General features: G+C 43.6%; 23 protein-coding genes. 11 read left to right on the plus strand and 12 right to left on the minus strand.

Translation table 11 applies throughout. The features are described 5' to 3' along the window. Positions 1-74: 74 nt before the first annotated feature. The 3 genes from ACXAFJ_RS15435 (at position 75) to ACXAFJ_RS15445 (ending at position 3247) form a co-directional block, all read left to right on the plus strand. A complete protein-coding gene (locus ACXAFJ_RS15435; protein ID WP_475324655.1) occupies positions 75-1655 on the plus strand; it encodes a methyl-accepting chemotaxis protein in 1581 nt (526 codons plus the stop codon). Between the two features lie 165 nt (positions 1656-1820). Then, on the plus strand, positions 1821-2435 hold the full coding sequence (locus ACXAFJ_RS15440) for an outer membrane beta-barrel protein (RefSeq protein WP_475324656.1): 615 nt from the start codon (positions 1821-1823) through the stop codon (positions 2433-2435). 242 nt (positions 2436-2677) lie between these two features. Next, the gene (locus ACXAFJ_RS15445) at positions 2678-3247 is read left to right on the plus strand and encodes an outer membrane beta-barrel protein (protein ID WP_475325763.1); all 570 of its coding nucleotides are present in this window, start codon (positions 2678-2680) and stop codon (positions 3245-3247) included. Between the two features lie 56 nt (positions 3248-3303). Here the strand turns inward: ACXAFJ_RS15445 and ACXAFJ_RS15450 are convergent, their stop codons facing one another. Further along, positions 3304-4209, minus strand: coding sequence for an alpha/beta fold hydrolase (locus ACXAFJ_RS15450; RefSeq protein ID WP_475324657.1), 906 nt, complete (start codon positions 4207-4209; stop codon positions 3304-3306). Positions 4210-4330: 121 nt separating this feature from the next. Next, positions 4331-4657 carry a DOPA 4,5-dioxygenase family protein gene (locus ACXAFJ_RS15455; RefSeq protein WP_475324659.1) on the minus strand — a complete coding sequence of 109 codons (327 nt, stop codon included), beginning with the start codon at positions 4655-4657 and terminating at the stop codon, positions 4331-4333. Positions 4658-5418: 761 nt separating this feature from the next. Between ACXAFJ_RS15455 and ACXAFJ_RS15460 the strand changes: the two genes are divergently transcribed. Together ACXAFJ_RS15460 and ACXAFJ_RS15465 are read left to right on the plus strand one after the other, a co-directional pair. Continuing rightward, complete coding sequence (locus ACXAFJ_RS15460; protein ID WP_475324660.1) at positions 5419-6012, plus strand: hypothetical protein; 594 nt, start codon at positions 5419-5421, stop codon at positions 6010-6012. After that, on the plus strand, positions 6009-6458 hold the full coding sequence (locus ACXAFJ_RS15465) for a DUF411 domain-containing protein (protein ID WP_475324661.1): 450 nt from the start codon (positions 6009-6011) through the stop codon (positions 6456-6458). The genes ACXAFJ_RS15460 and ACXAFJ_RS15465 overlap by 4 nt, the downstream gene beginning before the upstream one ends. A 56-nt stretch (positions 6459-6514) precedes the next feature. Here ACXAFJ_RS15465 and ACXAFJ_RS15470 read toward each other — a convergent pair whose 3' ends face one another. The 5 genes from ACXAFJ_RS15470 to ACXAFJ_RS15490 all read right to left on the minus strand — a co-directional run bounded on the left by ACXAFJ_RS15470 (position 6515) and on the right by ACXAFJ_RS15490 (position 10044). Then, positions 6515-7369 carry an AraC family transcriptional regulator gene (locus ACXAFJ_RS15470; RefSeq protein WP_475324663.1) on the minus strand — a complete coding sequence of 285 codons (855 nt, stop codon included), beginning with the start codon at positions 7367-7369 and terminating at the stop codon, positions 6515-6517. Positions 7370-7520: 151 nt separating this feature from the next. Further along, on the minus strand, positions 7521-7991 hold the full coding sequence (locus tag ACXAFJ_RS15475) for a DM13 domain-containing protein (RefSeq protein ID WP_475324664.1): 471 nt from the start codon (positions 7989-7991) through the stop codon (positions 7521-7523). A 38-nt stretch (positions 7992-8029) separates the two neighbouring features. Beyond that, on the minus strand, positions 8030-8410 hold the full coding sequence (locus ACXAFJ_RS15480) for a nuclear transport factor 2 family protein (protein WP_475324665.1): 381 nt from the start codon (positions 8408-8410) through the stop codon (positions 8030-8032). 66 nt (positions 8411-8476) lie between these two features. Then, positions 8477-8842: an MmcQ/YjbR family DNA-binding protein gene (locus ACXAFJ_RS15485; RefSeq protein WP_475324666.1), complete on the minus strand. Its 366-nt coding sequence runs from the start codon at positions 8840-8842 to the stop codon at positions 8477-8479. Positions 8843-8877: 35 nt separating this feature from the next. Continuing rightward, positions 8878-10044: a GGDEF domain-containing protein gene (locus ACXAFJ_RS15490; RefSeq protein WP_475324668.1), complete on the minus strand. Its 1167-nt coding sequence runs from the start codon at positions 10042-10044 to the stop codon at positions 8878-8880. A gap of 679 nt (positions 10045-10723) precedes the next feature. Between ACXAFJ_RS15490 and ACXAFJ_RS15495 the strand changes: the two genes are divergently transcribed. The 3 genes from ACXAFJ_RS15495 to ACXAFJ_RS15505 all read left to right on the plus strand — a co-directional run bounded on the left by ACXAFJ_RS15495 (position 10724) and on the right by ACXAFJ_RS15505 (position 13989). Next, positions 10724-12223, plus strand: a complete 1500-nt coding sequence (locus tag ACXAFJ_RS15495) for a PTS transporter subunit EIIC (protein ID WP_475324669.1) — start codon at positions 10724-10726, stop codon at positions 12221-12223. Positions 12224-12503: 280 nt separating this feature from the next. After that, positions 12504-12836, plus strand: a complete 333-nt coding sequence (locus ACXAFJ_RS15500; RefSeq protein ID WP_475324670.1) for a hypothetical protein — start codon at positions 12504-12506, stop codon at positions 12834-12836. A 190-nt stretch (positions 12837-13026) separates the two neighbouring features. Next, entirely contained in the window at positions 13027-13989 is a 963-nt protein-coding gene (locus tag ACXAFJ_RS15505; protein WP_475324672.1) for a DMT family transporter, read from the plus strand. Here ACXAFJ_RS15505 and ACXAFJ_RS15510 read toward each other — a convergent pair. The 4 genes from ACXAFJ_RS15510 to ACXAFJ_RS15525 form a co-directional block, all read right to left on the minus strand. Next, the gene (locus ACXAFJ_RS15510; protein WP_475324673.1) at positions 13973-14476 is read right to left on the minus strand and encodes a hypothetical protein; all 504 of its coding nucleotides are present in this window, start codon (positions 14474-14476) and stop codon (positions 13973-13975) included. The two genes, ACXAFJ_RS15505 and ACXAFJ_RS15510, sit on opposite strands and share 17 nt — an antisense overlap. 85 nt (positions 14477-14561) lie before the next feature. Further along, on the minus strand, positions 14562-15080 hold the full coding sequence (locus ACXAFJ_RS15515) for a GrpB family protein (RefSeq protein ID WP_475324674.1): 519 nt from the start codon (positions 15078-15080) through the stop codon (positions 14562-14564). Between the two features lie 103 nt (positions 15081-15183). Continuing rightward, a complete protein-coding gene (locus ACXAFJ_RS15520; protein ID WP_475324676.1) occupies positions 15184-15918 on the minus strand; it encodes a carbon-nitrogen hydrolase family protein in 735 nt (244 codons plus the stop codon). A 16-nt stretch (positions 15919-15934) separates the two neighbouring features. Then, the gene (locus tag ACXAFJ_RS15525) at positions 15935-16423 is read right to left on the minus strand and encodes an N-acetyltransferase family protein (RefSeq protein WP_475324677.1); all 489 of its coding nucleotides are present in this window, start codon (positions 16421-16423) and stop codon (positions 15935-15937) included. Between the two features lie 109 nt (positions 16424-16532). Here ACXAFJ_RS15525 and ACXAFJ_RS15530 point away from each other — a divergent pair, with 109 nt between their 5' ends. The 3 genes from ACXAFJ_RS15530 (at position 16533) to ACXAFJ_RS15540 (ending at position 18803) form a co-directional block, all read left to right on the plus strand. After that, positions 16533-17444, plus strand: coding sequence for a LysR family transcriptional regulator (locus ACXAFJ_RS15530; protein WP_475324678.1), 912 nt, complete (start codon positions 16533-16535; stop codon positions 17442-17444). 127 nt (positions 17445-17571) lie between these two features. Continuing rightward, a complete protein-coding gene (locus ACXAFJ_RS15535) occupies positions 17572-18042 on the plus strand; it encodes a Dps family protein (RefSeq protein WP_475325764.1) in 471 nt (156 codons plus the stop codon). Positions 18043-18164: 122 nt separating this feature from the next. Further along, positions 18165-18803, plus strand: coding sequence for a YdcF family protein (locus ACXAFJ_RS15540; RefSeq protein WP_475324679.1), 639 nt, complete (start codon positions 18165-18167; stop codon positions 18801-18803). A gap of 71 nt (positions 18804-18874) precedes the next feature. On the opposite strand, the gene ACXAFJ_RS15545 is transcribed toward ACXAFJ_RS15540, so the two are convergent. Next, positions 18875-20743, minus strand: coding sequence for a methyl-accepting chemotaxis protein (locus ACXAFJ_RS15545; protein ID WP_475324681.1), 1869 nt, complete (start codon positions 20741-20743; stop codon positions 18875-18877). Between the last annotated feature and the right edge of the window lie 184 nt (positions 20744-20927).

Here is a 20927-nt window from a genome sequence, read left to right on the forward strand (position 1 = left end):
CCCCTCTAAACTGGCGTTAGATTACTCAATTTAACTCACTGTTTATCTGTGAATTGTATTTTTTGGAGCTTGCTATGACTACACCTCCAGTGACGCGTGTGGAACGCCAATTTGATCCTAAACACGACCTGGTGTCCATGACTGATTTAAAAGGGCGTATAACCTATGTAAATCAGGCTTTTATTGATATTTCCGGTTATCAAAGAGACGAACTAGTCGGTGCCAATCACAATTTGATTCGTCATCCTGATATGCCCAAACTCGCGTTTCAAGATCTATGGGAAACCATTCAAGCGGGTCACCCATGGCGGGGTATCGTCAAAAATCGTTGTAAAAATGGAGATTATTACTGGGTTAATGCCTTTGTAACGCCGATTACCATAGATGGAAAAGTTGAAGGTTATCAGTCGGTGCGCAGTGTTCCAACGCGCGAACAAATTAATCAAGCTGAAAAGCTCTACCAAAAAATCGACACCGGCAAGGTCAAGCGGCTACCAAAAGACCCTGTCATACAAAGACTTTCAACCCGCTTGGTCAATGCCGTTTTACACTTCTTTATGGCAGCGTTCGCTATCGCCATCATCATATTGGGAGAAAACTGGCTAAAAGGGTTTGCCGGAGCGAGTCTAATTGCACAAAGTCTGCTCTTGATGTTTAACTTCAAAAGTCTTTTTTCTCCTTTGCAAAACATCGTCAAACACAACGAATTGTTGGCCGCAGGTGACTTTACTCATGCCATAGAACTAACTGGTAACCGAGAAATGATCCAACTCTCGTCATCTCTAAAAATGGTGCAAGCGAGATACAAGGCCATCTTCATGCAATCTACCGATGCCATGAACGAATGTTTAGCCATGTCAAAAGTACTTTCTGACAGCAGTAACGCGGTACTTGGTCATATGGAACAGCAAAACGCGCACACCACACAAGTTGCCACCGGTATGCATGAAATGTCGGCGACAATTGCTGACGTATCTATTAATGTGAAGGCCACGTCCGCCTCTTCTGATCAGTTAACCAGTACCATTGAGCGCAATGACATTGCGATAACCGACGCTTTGCAGACCTTAACTGAATTCAGAGAAGAGTTATCCCAGACCACCGACAACATCCAAGCCCTTGCTACGCAAAGTGAACAAATCAAAGGCATCACGGATACCATTACTGAAATCGCCGAACAAACCAATTTACTCGCGCTAAATGCCGCTATTGAAGCTGCCCGTGCGGGCGAGCAAGGACGAGGCTTTGCCGTAGTCGCTGATGAAGTAAGACAACTCGCCAGTCGCAGCCAAGGAGCAACTCAAAACATCCACCAGCTACTGGAGCAGCTTTCCAACGACATTCGTCACGCCGCCAACACCATTGACAACAACAATCAAACTTCAGAGCAGGCGTTAGAAAAAGTAAGAAATGCGCAGATGCAATTTAAATCAATCGTCGACGAGGCGGAGTCCATCAACCTCAAAAACACAGAAATCGCAACCGCCACTGAGCAGCAAGACATTGTCTCAACAGAGATGGCAGAAAGTTTGGAGACAATAAGCCAAGAGTCGGAGAAAACCCAGCAAAGCGGATTAGACCTACTCAGCAATGTTGCTGGCGTGGTCAAACAGACAGAGCAGACAATTAAGCCGCTTAAAACGCTCAGGTTTTAAACACTTTATGACCTCTGTAAGGAGCAACCTGCTGTGTTAGTAGCGTGTTGCTCCTTTCCTCGTTAAACATTTCCCACCCGTACAAAACAATAACAAACGCTTACAAACAAAATTAAATCAATAAGTTAGATTAATAAGTGAATTTTTCTTATTAATAGGTTAGTTATGTCTTTCACTAATAGAGTGTATTCATGGATTCCCATTGTCGGTTTATTACTTTCATCGGCAGCCATAGCACAACAAGACCTGGATGAGACAATCCCAGAGTCAAACTTGTATATTGGTTTCGAGTTAGTTCCTCAAAGTAGCTACTCCTACAGTCACCATACTGGTAGCGGTAGCCGAGACCTAAGTACAGGTTGGGCAATCAACCTTGGATATCAGCAGTACTTTTCACGTTCATTTTCTTTAACGACAGAAATTGAGTTCCAGTATCTGGGTTCAATCGGGACAAACAAAAACAATAGTAGCCTTGAGAATCAGTGGGTAGCAGGTGTCGCCGCGGTAAAGCCCGCTTTCCACATACCCAATACTGACGCTTATATAGCAGGACTGGCCGGATTTAGTAATCACACAGTCAACGTAGATCAAACGGATAACGGGATGAGATACATGGACTACACTGCTGAGCCTTCATTAACATTGGGTTTGGAAACCGGTTACCAGTTTGATCTTCTGGATATCTACCTAGGCTATACATGGTCGACGTTGCTCGAAGATTTTGACCAGGGAGATATCGACCTAGACCATATTTCTGTGGGTTTAAGGTATAAGTTTTGATGTTAAAGATATCTAAAGCAAGGTTGCATATTGTTTTAAATCAATAAGGTAGCTTTTTAAGTTCAGGTTTTGAGAATCTTGTTTTCAGAGTTTACATCGTTACCTATAAATCTCATCGCATATAAAAAACAAACTACTATTTTGGCTGCCTTTCCACATAAATATCCTGCAAATTACTAGTTCTTTACTACTAATTTGAATAACAAAGAGGAAACTTTATGTTTAGGTGGCTAGTGTTTTTTATGATGTTCACACCTGTAACTCTGTTAGCTCAAGACTCGAAGTCGGAACTACCAGATTCATATTTTTATTCAGGAATAGAGATACTACCGAATAATAAATATAAAATTTCATTGACCAGTGGCCATGAAAAACGAGACTTATCTACTGGTTTTGCAATAAACACAGGTTATCAGTTCTACTTATCACAAGATTTTTCTTTGGGAACAGAAATAGAATACCAAGAACTTGGAGAATGGACAGAATCTGGTGCTACCTTTGATAGTAAAAACGAGTGGAACTCTATTTCTTTAAACTTTAAACCAACCTTTCACTTAGCAGACAACGGATTTTTTATTTCAGGTCGTATCGGTTACGGCAGTTATCGTTTATTTTACGATAACAAAAAGAACTCAAGCACCACTATCGGAAATACCTCAAGAGGTGCTTACAATTTGGGGGTTGAGACTGGGTATCAGTTTAAGCATTTAGATCTAACGATTGGATACAAGTTGGCCACCTTAGCCAAAAAGATTGATAACACCGATGTTGACCACTCAGCTCTCTCTGTTGGGCTCCGTTACAAATGGTAGGTTAAGACTCTAGCTCCACTTTCTAAAAGTTGTACTTGGAGAGTGGAGATACAGCTCTAGTCCAGTAACTCTCGAATTTGCTCAATAACTGCTTGTTTTTGGCTTTCACCTTGTGGGTCTTTAAAGGAATGATCGAGACCGTTAAGTTTTGAGAATAATACATTCGACCTAGATTGCATTAGCTTTTCCGCTTGCTTTGCTGCGAGTTCTGGCGACACGTTAATATCTAACTCAGACTGCAGAATGAACGTTTCTGCACTCACGCCGCTAAGAATGTTGGTTTGATCTAGCGTGAACATGTCTTTCCACCAAGCAAACCCGTGACCACTCATATTGATATCCATAAAGTCCGCGTTTACCACCGCTTGTTGAAACCCTAAGAAACCATTTTTGGCTTCTGTAAAAGCCTCTGGTGGCATGGTCTTCTCCATGTTGAAGAGAACGTCATCAACAAAAAAGCGACCACCTGAATTCAACGACACCAAAGTGTCAACTGATGAAACTTGGGACGCCACCATAGCAGCGACCAATGCACCTTCACTGCCTCCTAATACAACAATGTCCTCGTACTGACTGTCGAGGCTCTCTAGCACTTGCTGATAATCGGCAGCTCGCTGACTTGGCGAATCTTTTTCGACATAGACGGCCGGACAATCTGGACTGTCGCCATTGGGATTCCAGCTAATCTCTTGACTAAGTCCGTATTTCTCCACCGTCAGTAGGTCAGCACCGGGGATTACCTGAGAAAATTCATCTTTGATTGACGAACTGTGAGCAACGCTATTGCAGTCAGAGCCTTGCATGATAACTAGCAAAGTATCAGTTTGATTTGGCGACGACTTGGTCAAATAATAGGTTAATGACGAGCCATCTTGCCGTTCAATTGTGTGTGTTGAAGCTGAGACGCTTACTGAACCGATAAGCGACAGTGATGTTAATAAGGCAATCCGGATTTTGAACATTGCAACACCTTGAAACTAATATGAAAGGACATTTAAGAACCAATTAGTGGCAACCTAAGCCGCAAAGTTCATTTTATTTTCAAGAAGCTAGATCAACTCAACATTAAAGCGTTAACACAGTTCAGCTTAAGTCTTTCAGTACATCTTCAATCACGCCCAGCTCTCTACCCAACCACATTGCACGGGTCGTGTGATCAGCCAAGTGTTCATCGCTTACGGGGTGAATTAATACGCTAAATCCGTCTCTTTGTGTATCCAGCCAATCAATAAATCCGCTGTCGTCATTGGCAAAGTGTACCTCGAACATTGGCATCTTATGTGGGCCAACCAAATGCGGAACTAGGTCAAATGCCCTAAGCACATCCTTTCGTTCGGTCTGAATTTTCTCTCTGAGCGCTTTGGCTTTATCCATTTGATTTAGCGGGAAGTACACGTGTGCATGGTACATGGTCATTGTCCTTCATTAGCAAATTAAGCTTTGTGAATAGTTGATGAGCGCTAGTATCGCCGTTAGGTCACATAATGCCAATACAAGATCACCAAGCAACTTAGTCAGTTTTGTTGAACCTGACTTTAATATTTGATTGCAGTCAAAACTCACTGAGGAATTGGTGCCTCTATGTCTGAAAGCATTGACCTTGCCCCATGGGAAAGGTTTAACCTTAGAACATTCGTGGCTTTGTTAACTGAGTTTATTTAGCGTTGAAATCTCAAGCGTCACATTACACAAGAACTAACACTAAGACCGTGTCCTTAGACACTCGTGTTTTGTTGACGTTACTATCTCTACTGTTTCTTGTCGCTACGCTTGTCCAGCCTGCAAATGTAACCAACCAAACTTTGGAAAACACACACGCTAGTCACCGAGCTACAAGCAATACGCAAACTCAGCATTGTGCTCAAGAAAATGTCTGTACCGCCAACTCCTATTCAACTATTGACACCCACACCTGTGAAGACTGCAGTACCGTATGTAACGCGTGTTCGACGTCCCCTAGTTCAGTTTATCTCACCAGCCGATTTGTACTTGGTTATACCCGCTCGCAAACTATTGTCTTAACTTGGCAAGATCCGGTCTACGCCAATCAAATATACCAGCCTAACCTTAGACCTCCCATTATCTGATATCCGAAACACTGCCATTCAAGGCATATTCATTAGGTAAGTACCCACTTACGTAGTTTGTCATCCTTTTAGGGTATTAGATTTATGAAAAATACGGCTATTTGCACTCTGCTCTTCGGGTGTGCCCAGCTACCCGTGTACGCTGAGTCATTTGATATTGAAAACCAGCGACTCGAAGAGGCCAAAAACGTTTATCTCAATGCAGGTGGATACGGTTGCGATGCCTGTCACGGCGAATTTGCCAATGGCGCTGGCAATGTGGGTGGCAATATTCGTCAAGCGACCCAACAAGATATTGCTAATGCCTTCGAACAAGAGCCAACCATGCGCTTGTTGGGCGAGCAAATGAGTGAACAGGACAAACGTCTAGCGGGTGAATATCTGCAGTATCTAGGTGAATTAGAGTTGATTGAATGGGTAATTAACAGTGACTCTCCTAGTGAGCTGATACTGTATGACCTATCCCCATCTAAGCGTTATCAGCTAGTCGTTCAAAATACCACGCTCAATCAAGTGAACATAGATGTCGCAGAGCTATCTCCGAAAAAACACTCGCTCATCTCGATACCCGCTTATGGTTCGTTCGCGACGGTTTTAGAAAGCAAGCATCAACAAACACTTCAAGTTAAAAACCTAAAACTACAATTAACGAAAAAGAATTTAGAGGAAACACCATGAAACTTTTTGACACGACACGACTTAAAATACTGGCCATTGTCTTATTGGCGTCCTTTTCTAGCAGCGCTTTTGCCGCAACCGTTGTAGATCTATACAAGTCACCAAGTTGCGGTTGTTGCACTGAGTGGGCTGAGATTTTGAAACAAGAAGGTTTTGAAATTAATGTCCACCATCAACAAGATTGGACGGAGATTAAAAAGGCACACAACATGCCAGTACAGATGCAATCTTGCCACAGTGCAATCATCGATGGGTATCTCATTGAAGGTCACGTTCCCGTTGCCGATATCCGTCGCTTATTAGATGAGAAGCCCAATACTTCTGGAATAGCGGCTCCCGGTATGCCGGCCAAATCTCCGGGTATGGCAAGACCTGGAGAGAAATACGAAAACTTTAAGGTTATTGCTTTTTCTAAAGATGGACTGTCCATTTTCAACGAATACTAGGGCATGTTTGAGATGGTGGAGTGTGGCACTCCACCATTTTTTCTAAAGATATATGCTCAAGACTGGAGCGGAACGTAAATTTCTGTTTTGAGATTTTCCGGCTTGGTTCTTCGCGGGTCGCGGTTAAGGTATCGTTCAAAGCAGGGCAAATCTCTGAGTTGCTCACCGCTATCCGGCAGCCATTTCTGGAAGATCGACTGGTAGGTTTTACCTAAGTCATCGTAACTGCCTTTGTGAAGAAACATGGCGTATTTTCCTGCAGCAATATCCAAATACTTGAGAGTATCTGTATTCTCGCCTTCGATGGTTGCATCAATATCAACCCCAGCGTCATAGCGTATACGATTTGGCTCGGTGATACTTGGGTCGTCATAGGAAATACCGTACATGCTCACTTGCGGTTTCATCAGCCGATTTGAGTAAGCAAACTTCATCACTTTTCCCCAAGCTTCGCTCGCCGCATCGGAATAACTGCCGGTACCTCTGGCAGAAATTAGACGACGGCTTTCTAGGATTTTGATTTCTGGTTTCATAGTCACACCTCGATTTTCAACCAAAACTAGTTGTTCTGAACGGATGTGAACCAGTTGCTTCCTAACCTGACTTGGCGTAAAACCAAACTGCTTTTTAAACGCCTTATTGAAAGACGCTTGATTGTCATAGCCAGAGTTAAAAGCAATCTCAGTAATGGCTTGACTACCGTATTGAAGCTGCCGAACCGCACGTTCTAACAACAAGCGTTTTCGAAACGCATACACGCCTTCTCCTGCATGGGTTAGAAACAATCGATGGAAATGGAACTTGGAGTAGAATGCCATGGCTGCCAACGCATCGCAGTCTAGATCTTCATCAAGATGAGTTTCGATAAAGTGTTTGACCTTTTCCAGTCGGCTAAATAGATCGGCGTTCAACATCTGTTCCTTTTTGCTTTGCTCACAACACACTGATTCACTTAGGTGACTTTAGCAATCGGTCGTCGAATATGATTTTCCATTCGTGCTCTGTTACGCTTTGCAAAAAGTTAAATACTGCCAAAGCCAAAGTGACCTCAAGATGCGAGGCTCACTGATACTGCCCAGAAGTTATAAACTGCTCAAACGTTTCACACCAAACAATGACTGTATTGTAGTTAGCGAGATCAATATCGTTGGGTACATCGACAAGAAAGTTCTCGAACGTTTTGATGTCGGCAACTTGCACCATTTGTTCTTTTGTCGCCAAAAACTCACTTTCGGTTTCGATGAATTGGGGTGACAAGTACAGCTTGTAATCTGGGCCCGGTGCAAGCTTGCCTTGCAATGAAATGGACTCATTTGATATCGACACTGTGCCCTCCCCCCAATGCAAACCATCACTGTCTTTGCGATTGCGATCAAACTGCGCGGTATAAGTGGCGGTTTCGGCTCTGTCAGCCAATTCAGATTCACTTGGTGAATCAGGTGCTATAAGTATTGGTGTCATATATACACCCACAGCAAATCCAGCGAGTCCAGACGTCGCAATGATAAACAAAACCACGAGTATTTTTTTCATAAACAATCCTTGTTAATTACTCCTAGTAGGCACCTGTACTAACGCATAAAGGTCACTTTAGTGATGAGGCCGTCTTTTACCTCATAAGCCGCGATCACAGTCAGGCTATTTTCAACCGAGTGATCGCTTCGAGAAGACGATTGCGCTAACTCGTGATCTACCAAATAGTTGCCTTGTACTATGCGCGTCAATGAAGACGCATGTAGCCAGGTGAGATTGGCAAATTTTTCCCCATATCGTCGATAGAGTTCATCTCGTCCTGTGTATTGTAGTCCACCTTCAGCAGTATAAATTTCAACATTTTCATGATAAGTCGCCGCAAAGGCCTCAATATCTCGGTTGTTGTAAGCAAATAGTTGGCGGTCTACGACTTCAATAGTAACCAACTCAATATCAGAATAGTCTTTTTGATTTTTCATCACTTTAGCGTTCTCTAAAAACAAAAACCCGGCAATAATACCGGGTTTCAACTGCAAGGGTTGAATTCAGTCTTGATAAAGTCCTAAAGATTTGCGCTTTACACCGCTTAGACCCATCGCAACAAGTCGATGTGACTCTTGCAAGTAGTACTTGATGTCATCATCATCGCTTGGCTTGTCCGTATACGCTTGAATCCACTTCATCCCACGGTTGGCAAAATACGGCGCAGGTCTGAAACCTTCAGATTCACTCAGAAAAACAAAATTTTGTTCAGATGTTTTGAAGGTAAAAGCAGGCTGCTTGTCTGGCCCCCAACCGCCAACTGCAAACACTTTGCCGGCGACCTTCCACACATGGGACTCTCCCCACTGCATTACATAAGTAGTCTGGGGTAAACTCTGGCAAATTTGGTTAAACTCTTCGTAAGTCATCGTTCATCCATGTTCGAATTTGAAGCAACGCATAGTTAGGCCGCCCATGCCGGCGCCGATTCTTCCACCCGGTTACGCCCATTTTCCTTCGCCCGAAACAGCGCATTATCTGCCTCTGCCACCAACGAATCCAAGCTTTGGAAACGGGGTAAGCGCGACAAGGTATGTAAACCAATACTTATGGTTAAGGGAATTTCTTTACCGTAGGAAAGTTTAGGGTTGTTTTGTACTTGCGTTCGCAAATGCTCTGCTACCAATGTTGCTCGATGCCTCACCGTGTTAGGTAACACAACCAAAAACTCTTCGCCCCCCATTCGTCCGACGATACTCGCCTCAGGGACTGATGCTTTGATGGTATTTGCCACATGGCAGATCACCGTATCGCCCACCAGGTGACCATGAGTATCATTAACTCGTTTGAAGTGATCGACATCGACTACCAGCACACTGGTGTTCGACTCTCTAATATCTTCCTGCTCAAAAAGGCATTCTAACTTTTCAAAGATGCCTCGGCGGTTATACAAGCCCGTAAGCTGATCTTTTAACGCAACCTGTCGATTGTTCTCGGCCAATTGTTCAGCCGTAATCAATAAAAAGCCCATAAAGGTGAAGATGCTGCAGAGATATATCGAAAGATAAAATAAGGTGTTGAGAACATCGTTACTTTGAAACGCGGCGACGCCATGAATACCAAAGTGCAAGCTAACAGCACGATAGGCTAAGACAAAAAGATTTACCGCCATCGCTACCGTCATTATGACTTTACCACGTCCAACGATGTTATTTGCTTTACCTAAGGTCCAAAGTACCAGTGCCAATTGATAGACCGAAACTATAGAAGATAATATGAGCCGAGAACTTCTATCGTCGACAAAGGCAATACTGACTAAAAATGTTGCTATCACTGGTGTGATGTATATAAGCATGTGCATTTGCCTGCCAGAGGCTCGCAGCACTGCACGCAGCACAAAAGCCAGTGACAAGGCACCCAAACCATTGCCGACACTGACTGCGATAAGCTCTGGTATTATGGTGCCACGTACTCCAAGTACAAGATAAAAACCACTGCTAGACACTAACGCCCAAGCTAAATGTTTAAGGCCGGGGATAGATTGACGTGCCGCTACTGCAATAACAGCGAAGGTACTCAGCACATTGGTGAGTACGCTTACAGCATATAAAGTGGGTATATCTAATGTCATTCGTTCAATCGTTTACAGTTTAAAGTATTTCGGCTCGGCTAATTGAGCACCATTAATTAGCTGTTTATTAATCCAGTCTGTCTTGGCGAAACTACTAGGGTTAAAAAAGTTCGCTGGATGTTCATCGCCAAGCCACCCCATCTCCTGATAGGTATTTCATGGTGCTCAACCGCCCAGTCTTCAGCCGCTTCCAGTGCGTCTTTAGCAACATTCAAGATAATCTCTCCATGAAATTTAGCATGTCTCAAACTATTGACACTATCTCAACATTTTACACGTCTGAATTCGTTTTGTTGCACATCTTGGTATTACTGATAGCAAAAGTGTTTAATAGATCAAATCCCAAAGTTACTAAGCGTTAAAGTGGATGATTTTTATTTATTTGCGCCTGCTTACAAAGTTCATATTTCCTAATTAAATTTTGAAAACCTAAACATCTAGTTCGCCTTATATTTGACCAAAATCAAATGAGCGACCTCATCAACTGCCCAAAAATCAACCTGTAATAATTTTTGTAATCAGCCACTTACAAAGCATGGGATACGGTTACAAACACGAAGCTTTTTGTAACCTTGAACCCTCGTTAATTTATTAATCTCTCTATTAGCTCCTCAATCCAGATTTTAGATTTGGAACGAGGACCACTTTGACTAATCCTTTTAAAAATAGAGAGTCTCTTATGAGTGCACTACAAAACGTGATGAGTAAGGCGCAGGTTATAGGTAAAGCCATTATGCTGCCTATCGCTCTGCTTCCTGCCGCTGGTTTGTTACTGGGTATAGGTAACGCCATTGGTTGGACATTAATGGAACAAGCAGGTGGCATCATCTTTGGTAATTTGCCGGTACTATTTGCTGTGGGTGTTGCAGTAGGTTTAACTAAAGATTCAGGGGCGGCAGGTCTTGCCTCAATAGCAGGCCTTCTGGTTCTTTATCAAACAATTGGCGTCTCCCAAGGTATAACTCCGGAAACTGTTGCAACTAACCTCCATCATGGCACTGTTATGGGTATCCCAACCTTAAACATGGGTCCTCTTGGCGGTATTATTATGGGTTTTGTTGCCGCATATATGTACAACAGATTCCATAATATAAAGCTTCCAGAATTCCTAGGGTTCTTTGCTGGTAAACGCTTTGTACCTATCGCCACCTGTGCTGCAGCTTTTGTTATCGGCTTAGGCCTTCCTTACGTTTGGGGCCCAATTCAATCAGGTCTTAGCTCAATCTCTACTAGCCTTGCTGACGGCAATATGTATGTCTCAACATTCTTCTACGGCTTTATGGAGCGAGCGCTGATTCCTGTTGGCCTTCACCACTTATTCTACAGCCCATACTGGTTCAACTTCTTCGAATACACGGCGCAAAATGGCGAAGTTGTTAACGGTGCATTTAATATTTGGTGGCGCATGTTTGCTGACGGAGTCCATACTTTTGAAGGCGGTGGCTACAAAAATGCAGGCGCGTTTATTTCCGGTAACTTCGCTATCTACATGTTTGCTTTCCCTGCAGCATGTTTGGCCATGTATCAAGAAGCACATACCAAAAACAAAAAGATCGCCGCGGGCTTGCTAGGTTCAGCTGCACTAACCGCTTTTGTTACTGGTATTACTGAGCCAGTTGAATTCGCCTTCGTATTCGTTGCTCCTGTTCTTTATGTATTCAACGCGTTCATGGCTGGTGTGTCGTACAGCGTATCTTATGCATTAGATATGCAAATGGGTAAAACCTTCTCGGCAGGTATCATCGACTTTGTGCTATACGGTGTAATGCCTGGTCTGAAAGGCTTTGACACTAACTGGGTCAATCTATTTATCTGGGGTCCGATCAACGCGGCAATTTACTACACCGTATTCCGAGTGGTCATTCGCAAGTTCAACTATCAAACGGTTGGCCGTGAGGAAGAAACCACACAAATCACACTAAGCGATGAAGAGTTAGCAAAAGAAATCCTAGTTCACGTTGGTGGACGCGGTAACCTAACTTCAATTGGCGCATGTATCACTCGCCTTCGTCTAGAAGTTCGTGATATGTCGCTAGTCGACGAGAAAGCGATTAAAGACCTCGGCGCAATGGGCGTGGTTAAAGTAGGTAACACAGGACTACAAGTTATCCTAGGTGCCAAAGCCCAATTTGTCGCAAACTTGCTGGAGCAAAATGAACCGTCACTTGCCCCTGCATAACACGAAACCCAAACGACTGCTGTTCCCCCGGCGGTCACCTTTCTCCGGGCTCCCTTAGTCACGGAACCCTGAGATCGCAGCGCATTCTTTTGGAGTGCGCTGCAACCCATTTATAAGCTAGACAACAGAAACTTACATAGATTTAGAAGGTAAGATAATGAATTCATTGAATTACTTAATTTCAGTTCGGGAGATTAAACTCAGAGCGAACTGACCCTATGGTAAATCCTTATTGCTAAGCGAATTAATCGTTAGACCTATTTACACCAGGAGTAACTGCATGAACACTGCAACTATACCCAAGTCTTTTTGGCAATCTTGGACAAGTGGTGAATTACCACTGTGGCAAGCACTGGCAATGCAGATTGTCGGAAGTTACCTCATTCTCTTTACACTAGAGTCAATGCGCCCATTTTTTAACGCTGAGACATTAGTTTGGCTAAAGATCAGCTTATTTCCTGCGTTTGCCATGTTTTCTTCAATCTGCGTATTTAAAGCCTCTCCACCCTTTAAAGCCAGTATTCGAGGAACAATAGGAAAATGTTGGGCAGTGTTTTTTAGCATTTGGGCAGTGTTGACGGCAAATGCTTTGTATATCCACGCACTACAATAAGCTGAGTCGAAAACCGTCATCATGAAAATCATTAATAAAGCGTATCGTCAAAATGCACTTTGGTAAAAACCACATTAATTACAAAAAGATAAGTTGAATCACAGACTGCTTAGACAAACTCCCGGCTATCAAAAACTCAGTTTAAGCCGTAGGATAGTGGCACCAACAAGTTAGCAATAAAGACAAATACGTGCCTATTTCTACTGCCATTTTCCTTGCCATCCTCGTCAATTGCCTTTGGGGAACTGCCTTTTTAGTTCCCTACTACTTCAGCGATGTCGACCCTGCCCTCATTGCACTTGGACGTTATCTAAGTTATGGCATTGTTTCGTTAGTCATTATTGTCCCACATAGACATCGATTTCTAAGCCTAACACCCAGACAATGGGGCTGGGCATGTTGGTACGCCTTTGCCGGCAATCTAGGCTACTATTGGTTGCTCACCTCCTCCATTAGCTTTAGTGGGATCACGCCAGCCGCTCTCATTGTCGGCGCGCTGCCCATTACTATGTCATTAGTTGGGAATGCAAAAGAGAAAACGACATCCTATTCACAGCTGCTTGTTCCAATCATTTTGATTGTGTCTGGCATTGCTACCTTAAAGATCGGTAAGTTGTTAGAGAGTGAAAACAGCGCAAGTCTGCAAGATCTGTTCTTTGGTTTAGGTTTGGCGGTTTTGTGTTTAGTACTCTGGACATGGTATGGCGTGTCCAATGCACTGTTTTTGAAAAATAACCCAAATATATCCAATCATGTTTGGTCAGGAGCCATTGGCGTTGGCTGCTTAGCCATGAGTGTCGTCGGGCTTGCAGCCTGGTGGTGGAGTAACGGAGAAATAGCCATGCAAAAACTTGATAAGGCAATGACTGCACCCGTTGTATTGTCCTGTATTTTCCTAGGTGTTGTTGTTTCTTGGCTTGCCACATTATGGTGGAATCAAGCGTCGCGTATTCTCCCAGTCGCACTGGTAGGGCAAATAATCGTCTTTGAAACACTATCTGGACTTAGCTACGGATTTATTGCGGATGGCCGTTTTCCAACATGGTCAGAGGCAACCGCTGCGACGCTCTTGATTGTTGGAGTGGTTCTAGGTATTCGAAGACTATCCCGACCAAAAACTTTGCATTCCGAACTTGCTAGCTCACCGAACTAGCTGATTGGGCACTGTGTTTAATTAAACTATCTATCCCTTCACATGGAGGAAGCTCGACCGGCATTTGTGAGCTCAATTCATTGACGAATGGTAAAAGCAATAACATTAATCCCAGTACAATGAGTGGCATCAATGTCAACGTGATAGCCTGGATTTTTGCGGTCCATCCGGTGCGTATCCGGGTGCGTCGATAAACCTTCATCGAAGATGGTGGAAACTGCTTCTCTTTTAGTGCTTTGATACCAATAGGCATGGCGAACAAAGTCGGTAAAAGTATCAGACCCGGTATACCGATAAAAACAAGATGCCACACAAACTTAGTACCGCTAACACCGAACCAAGTAACACAGTTAGGATGCTCAATTAACAACCGTAGTTGAGGTAAGAAAAAACGTTCACAAACGTAAATGACTATCCCATACAAAATAGCAAAGGCAGACAATCGTATAATTTTCTGATTTTTACTGTATTCCTGTGCATATAACACATGATGTCTCCGGGATAGTCTTTGTCTACATTGTCCCCAATGCAACAATCCCTCAAAAGCTGCTTTTGACCATAATGCGATTGTGTTAGCGAAACTGCTGCAGAACCCCTTTCACAAATGGCGATTTGAGCTCTCCGTAACTTGCCTGATCGGTGACGCCTTGCTCCAAGATGTGTTTTTTGGATGCCTCATAGTCAGCTCTTGCTTGCGGATTCGCTAGCATAAATTCTTTATACGCTATTTGCTCCTGATGTGTCTGAGAGCCCTTCTCGATGACATGAGCATGTATCTGATATCTCGAACCTTTGTATAAAACCGAACCGTCTTTGCGCGGACGTTCTGGGGGGAACGGATTGTCACTATTTTCATCCTGAAAGCCCAGCTCTACCAAGCGTTGCACTGCGACATCCAAAAAGCCAGTGGGATACAAAATCGACAAATCAATAATTCCCTTTCCACCTATCTTGGCGGACGTTGATCCAAAATGCAGTACCTCTATCTGATCAGTTTGAATCAGATTTGCAAGATGCTCCGCCACCTCTAAATAAACGGGGCTCCATGGCTTAAATTCGGCTTTGATTTTTTGATATTTCAGGATTTCCATGAATCTCTCTTAGCAGCTTAAATAGATGCTAAGAGAGTTTATCTTAATCTGATATAGATTGGCACTATGATACGCCTACTTGCCTACTGGTTGGCTTACTAAGCTAAATAACGCTAACCGATGCAGACCAAAAGTGCCCTCTATTTTCAGCCACAACAATACAATCGTCAGTGGTGCTCGCTTGAGCTAAAAGCTCTCCATTTACCCAAACTGCGCTTTTACCCGCGGCTTCAAGACCACCACTTGGCTGATTGTAATTGGCAACCATCACGACGAGCTGATTATCTTGGGAGCTTTTCGCCCAAATTGAGGCATCTTTATCGTACCCTCCTGGGGTAACTAAAACGCCTGCAATATAAAGTTGTGCAGCCAAATCAGCGCACCCTATCGCATGTTGAGGATTGATAGTATCAGCACAAATTGCGTTGGCGACCGGTAGGCTAAATTGACTCATAATAGAGTAACTTTCTCCGCTAGAGACATAAGCCTCTTCACCATCATGCAAATGCATTTTTTTGTAGTGAGTAACTAGCCCTGATTTATCTATGATAGCGAGGCCAATATAAGGTGCATTTTCACCTTTCAAAGGTAATCCAACACCAACAGCAACACCGGTTCGTACACAGGCATCGATAAGGGGTGCTAACCGGCTATCACTCTCAACAAAAGCCAACTCTTTTGCCAAATCCAGCTCGTATCCTGTTAACGAAAGTTCAGGAAACACTATGTAGTCAATATTTAGCTCTGCAGCCTTTTCAATAAACCGGATATGATTGGCTATATTGTTGTCAACATTGCCACGCTCCGACGCCATTTGAGCTACTGCATACCTAGTCATAATCAAGTCACTCAACTTAAATCTTGTTCTGTTCTGCAAATGCGAGAAGCTTATCGCCCGTTAAGCGGAACAACTTCCACTCAGGTTGCATTTCCGCTCCCAAGCTTTCGTAAAAATCGATGGCAGGTTGATTCCAATCTAAACACATCCATTCAAAACGTCCGCAATCTTTTGCCACTGCTATACGGGCTAAATGCTGCAGCAATACTTTGCCAGCTCCTAGGCCGCGCGCGCTTGGATCAACAAACAAATCTTCTAGATACAATCCATTTTTGCCAAGCCAGGTTGAGTAGTTAAAGAAATAAACTGAAAAGCCAACCGGTTTACCGTCTTGCTCGCAAATCAAACCGTGTGCGGTTGCACCTTCTGAAAATAAGCATTTTTCAATATCAGAAACGGTTGCGAGGACACACTCACTGGCTTTTTCATAATCAGCCAAGCCCTGAATAAAATCTAAAATCGTTTGGGAATCATCTACTTGAGCTGGTCGAATAGTAATAGACATTGGTTCTCCTGATCCTTTTTGGTTTCCGCAACATTTGAATCACAGTGTACAAAACCTAGCTACATGTTGATAATGCATAGTAATGAATTGATAAATTAAAATCATGCATATGAAAGAGCTCCATCAGTTGGACCTAAATCTACTCGTTGTCTTTAAAACCCTTTTTAAACATCGATCGGTTACCAGAACGGCTCAAGAGTTAAAGATGAGTCAGTCTGCATGTAGTCATGCAATTCAAAGACTCAGAGAACGTTTAGATGATGAACTGTTTGTAAGAATCGATAATAAGATGCAGCCAACAGAATACGCCATCCGAATCTCTGATTTTGTTTTGCCGTCGTTGGCGCAGCTGGAGTCCGGCTTTTCGTCTGCTCATCCTTTTGATCCGACCGAACCCAATCACTTCAAAATAGCGACAACTGACTACACCAACTGGTGCCTAAAAGAATTCGTTGTCTATTTAAACCATCATTTCCCTCACGTCAGTTTGGAGTTTGTCCGTCAGCCAGATTCCCTACCAGAAGAAGCCTTACAGTCGCTCGATGTCGACTTTATTTGTACATTTAGCCACCAGCCACATTACGCCGAAAGCTTAATCCAATACTCTTGGTTTAAAGATGATTACCGAATTGTTCGATGCGCCAACCATCCGCACCAAGGTGAATTTGATTTGGATTCTTATTTGGCTTATCCGCATGTATTGGTCGTGCCGTATGGCGAGTCGCGAGGCATTATTGATATGGTACTTGCCAAAACTCGTAAACAACGAAGCATCGCGGTCAAATGTGCCAACGTGTTGACGGGACCCTATTTACTACCCGGTACACTCAATCTATTAGCAGTACCGACTCGTCTTGCCAACCATATGAGTAAGACCATTCCAGTGCAGTTATCTGACATTCCATTTGAGGTACCAGATTATGAGCTAACCTGGTTTTGGCATCGCACCAGAAGACAAGATCCAAAAACCAACTGGTTGATTGAGCAGTTCAAACTGTTTGAATCTCTCGACAAGCAATAATGTCATGTCAGACACTTTAAAATAGTTTTTACCTATCGAAATAATAAGAACCAACCATTATAACCTATCATAACTTTGTTCTATTCTTACTACATCAAACGAATACAGCACGAAACAACTGGAGCAAATTATGACAATCAACATTGGTATTTCAGAAACAAACCGTATTGAAATTGCAGAAGGTCTAAAGCGCTTGCTTGCTGACTCTTACACACTTTACTTGCAAACACATAATTTCCATTGGAATGTCACCGGTAAGCAATTTAGAGAGCTACACGTGATGTTTGAAGAACATTACAACGCGCTTGCTCTTGCCGTTGATGAAATTGCCGAACGCATTCGCACACTAGGTGTCGCGGCTCCTGGAACCTATCGTGCATTCGCGGAGCTAAGCTCAATCGAAGAAGTGGAAGGTGTACCAAGCGCGACAGAAATGGTTGAAATCCTTACCCAAAGCCATGAGCAAGTGGTTCGCACTGCAAGGCAAGTGTTAAAAACGGCACAGGATGCTGACGACGAATCTTCAGCCGCCCTTGTTTCTGACCGTATGCGTGAACACGAAAAAACGGCTTGGATGCTACGTGCAATGACTGAATAGTCGCAATATCTGACTTTACTGGGTTATATCCAACAAAACTCCTGATATAACATGTACCCATAAATGTCTCGAAACCTGCCTCAAGTATTGGCTACTTGGGGCTTTTTTACTGCGGATTCATCATGGCAAAGCACCTATATCAACACTTACAAACACTTTGGGATTTCCATTTGATGGGACATGAGCTCAAACCCGCCGATTGCCTGTTTATCATGTGCAGTAACGATCTTCGAGTTGCCGATTACGCTGCCAAGTTGTACCAACAAGGCCTTGCCAAACGTGTTCTTATTTCAGGTGGCGAAGGCAGATTCACAGAAGGTGCATTTGAAAAATCGGAAGCTGAAACCTTTGCCGACATACTAATCGATGAAGGTGTGCCAGAATCTGCACTCATTTTAGAAACACAGGCTACCAATTCGGGCGAAAATGTTACGCTGGGCTACCAAGCCATGAAAAGTGCTGGATTCAATTTCCAGAGTTTCATCTTGGTTCAAAAGCCATTTATGGAGAGAAGAGCTTACGCGACGTTTCTAAAACAGTGGCCAACTCCCGTTGAAAATGTGGTGGTCACGTCACCCCCTATTCCGCTAAACGAATACCCTACTGAAGACATGCCGCTCGATCACGTCATCCATGCCACCATTGCCGATTTCGAGCGAGTCAGAGATTATCCAGAAAAAGGCTTTCAAATCGAACAGCCGATTCCCGAACATGTTAATGAAGCATACGTGGCACTTTCGCAGGCAGGACTGACGAACTAAAAAAATAAGTTTAAACCCAAATTAAAACGGCCAGCATAAGGCTGGCCGTTGATACTCGATATCGATGTAACTTAAACAATAAACTTGTTCAGCACAGCGTCTTGGTCGCGGATATTCTCAGTTTGTGCTTGCATCGATATGTTTGCGTTGTTCGCCAAATCCGAAACTTGCACTGAGAGATCTTTAATCTTCAACGTATTGTTGTTGATCTCTTCGGCCACCAAACTTTGCTCTTCTGCCGCCGAAGCGATTTGCACATTCATGTCGCTAATTCGAACGATAGCGTCTCGAATACGTTCAAGTGCATCATTGGCTTTTTGAGCATGGGTTACTACGCCTTCCGCTGTCTCTTTACTTTGATCCATTGCACTCGCAACCGAGCTTGCTCCTGCTTGTAACTGCTCAATCATACTACGGATTTCAGTCGTCGATTCCTGCGTGCGCTGTGCCAATGTTCGAACTTCATCGGCCACCACTGCAAAGCCACGGCCAGAATCTCCTGCCCGAGCGGCTTCTATCGCCGCGTTGAGCGCGAGCAAGTTGGTTTGGTCAGCAATGTCATTAATTACTTTCAGAATAGTTTCGATGTTCGCTGTGGCTTCTTCCAAGGCTCGAACTTCCACTACTGCATCGTCGATACGAGAAGAGAGCTCATCAATGGATTGAGTGGTACTCGTCACTACTTGAGTTCCGTCGTGAGTGGCTTCATCGGCTTCTTTAGCCGCGGTCGCCGCGCCTTGAGCATTCGATGCAACATCATTAGACGTCACCGCCATTTCATGCATCGCAGTTGCCAATTGCTCTAGTTCATGTAACTGACTTTGCAACGCGGTTGCCGATTCATCCAACCCTGCTGAGGTTGCTTCTGAACTTCTCAGTATCTCACCACCGATGGCTTTGGATTGACTGATCAGTTGCTGTAGCTTCTCAGTAAACTGATTGAACCCCACCGCCAGTTGCGCAAACTCAGGATCACTTTTGGTATCCAAGCGTTTGGTTAAATCCCCTTCACCGGAAGCCACATCATTAATCGCAGCATTCAAGCTATCAAGTGGTTTCATCAGCGTTTTGATTAGGAATAGCAACACAGCGATACTGATGATCAACGCAAATGTGGTGTAGATAAGTGAGCTATTTCGGATATCTTCAATCGCAGCGTAGGCGATACGCTCATCCAAAATAACACCGACATACCAATCTTCACCGGGAACCTTGGCAAAGTCGACGGTATACACCAAACCTTCTAATTCGATGTTTTGCGGCTCTTCAGAAATTTGAGTATTGGCCAAAAACTCTGACATCGGCTTGCCGTTTAGAGCTGCGTCTGGGTGTGCGATAGTGGTACCGTCACCGGCAACAATAAACACATAACCAGCATCAAACAATTGAACTTGGTTAACCAGCTCCGCCAGGCCGGCAAGACTTACGTCATAAAAAATGGCGCCGACAAACTTCCCATTGCTAGTCACTGGATTCGCAATGGAAACTAAAATTTCATTGGTGGCCGAGTCAGCATAAGGCGCAGTAATGATTTGTTCACCCGCTTGTTTAGCATCAATATACCAAGGACGCTTTCTTGGATCCCAACTGTCACCCGGGTTCCAACTTGGGTCATTGTTGACATTAGAACCATCACTTTCAAATCCAAGACCCGCCAATAAAAACGTTTCTTTAACAACAGGTTGGCTAATGACAGCTTCAACCGCCGCCCTATCTAAATTAAGCTCAAGTAGACTCGTCGCATAGGCTGCTATCGATTTCCGTCCATTGATTTCAGAGGCAACCGTATTTCGCACCCCACTTACAATTTCCTCAACACTCGCGCCCACTTGAGTTCGCAATTCTGAACGCATGTTAAAGTACTGCCTAGCGGTCAGCAGCGAAACCGTGACCAAAAGTAACAACGCCGACGCTGCAACAATCTTATGGCTAAATTTCATCATTAGGCCTTATTGATAAACACATCTATAAATCTATAGTTAGCATTTGCGAGTTTATCCAGTCTGGAACCCAAATTATTTGTTGTTTATCTCAATGAAAAATCACCAATAAGAACCAAAATTCCCAGCGCAATTTATGCCAAATGTATGAGAGCAAACTTAAGTTGTTGAATACGAAAAACTG

Source organism: Vibrio sp. ABH4_348, from assembly GCF_056159765.1.

What these genes read in the sequence shown, in the direction of transcription:
- ACXAFJ_RS15435 (WP_475324655.1), top strand. Translation starts at nt 75, where the DNA reads ATGACTACACCTCCAGTGACGCGTGTGGAACGCCAATTTGATCCTAAA.
- ACXAFJ_RS15440 (WP_475324656.1), top strand. Translation starts at nt 1,821, where the DNA reads ATGTCTTTCACTAATAGAGTGTATTCATGGATTCCCATTGTCGGTTTA.
- ACXAFJ_RS15445 (WP_475325763.1), top strand. Translation starts at nt 2,678, where the DNA reads ATGATGTTCACACCTGTAACTCTGTTAGCTCAAGACTCGAAGTCGGAA.
- ACXAFJ_RS15450 (WP_475324657.1), bottom strand. Translation starts at nt 4,209, where the DNA reads ATGTTCAAAATCCGGATTGCCTTATTAACATCACTGTCGCTTATCGGT.
- ACXAFJ_RS15455 (WP_475324659.1), bottom strand. Translation starts at nt 4,657, where the DNA reads ATGTACCATGCACACGTGTACTTCCCGCTAAATCAAATGGATAAAGCC.
- ACXAFJ_RS15460 (WP_475324660.1), top strand. Translation starts at nt 5,419, where the DNA reads ATGAAAAATACGGCTATTTGCACTCTGCTCTTCGGGTGTGCCCAGCTA.
- ACXAFJ_RS15465 (WP_475324661.1), top strand. Translation starts at nt 6,009, where the DNA reads ATGAAACTTTTTGACACGACACGACTTAAAATACTGGCCATTGTCTTA.
- ACXAFJ_RS15475 (WP_475324664.1), bottom strand. Translation starts at nt 7,991, where the DNA reads ATGAAAAAAATACTCGTGGTTTTGTTTATCATTGCGACGTCTGGACTC.
- ACXAFJ_RS15480 (WP_475324665.1), bottom strand. Translation starts at nt 8,410, where the DNA reads ATGAAAAATCAAAAAGACTATTCTGATATTGAGTTGGTTACTATTGAA.
- ACXAFJ_RS15485 (WP_475324666.1), bottom strand. Translation starts at nt 8,842, where the DNA reads ATGACTTACGAAGAGTTTAACCAAATTTGCCAGAGTTTACCCCAGACT.
- ACXAFJ_RS15490 (WP_475324668.1), bottom strand. Translation starts at nt 10,044, where the DNA reads ATGACATTAGATATACCCACTTTATATGCTGTAAGCGTACTCACCAAT.
- ACXAFJ_RS15495 (WP_475324669.1), top strand. Translation starts at nt 10,724, where the DNA reads ATGAGTGCACTACAAAACGTGATGAGTAAGGCGCAGGTTATAGGTAAA.
- ACXAFJ_RS15500 (WP_475324670.1), top strand. Translation starts at nt 12,504, where the DNA reads ATGAACACTGCAACTATACCCAAGTCTTTTTGGCAATCTTGGACAAGT.
- ACXAFJ_RS15515 (WP_475324674.1), bottom strand. Translation starts at nt 15,080, where the DNA reads ATGGAAATCCTGAAATATCAAAAAATCAAAGCCGAATTTAAGCCATGG.
- ACXAFJ_RS15520 (WP_475324676.1), bottom strand. Translation starts at nt 15,918, where the DNA reads ATGACTAGGTATGCAGTAGCTCAAATGGCGTCGGAGCGTGGCAATGTT.
- ACXAFJ_RS15525 (WP_475324677.1), bottom strand. Translation starts at nt 16,423, where the DNA reads ATGTCTATTACTATTCGACCAGCTCAAGTAGATGATTCCCAAACGATT.
- ACXAFJ_RS15530 (WP_475324678.1), top strand. Translation starts at nt 16,533, where the DNA reads ATGAAAGAGCTCCATCAGTTGGACCTAAATCTACTCGTTGTCTTTAAA.
- ACXAFJ_RS15540 (WP_475324679.1), top strand. Translation starts at nt 18,165, where the DNA reads ATGGCAAAGCACCTATATCAACACTTACAAACACTTTGGGATTTCCAT.
- ACXAFJ_RS15545 (WP_475324681.1), bottom strand. Translation starts at nt 20,743, where the DNA reads ATGAAATTTAGCCATAAGATTGTTGCAGCGTCGGCGTTGTTACTTTTG.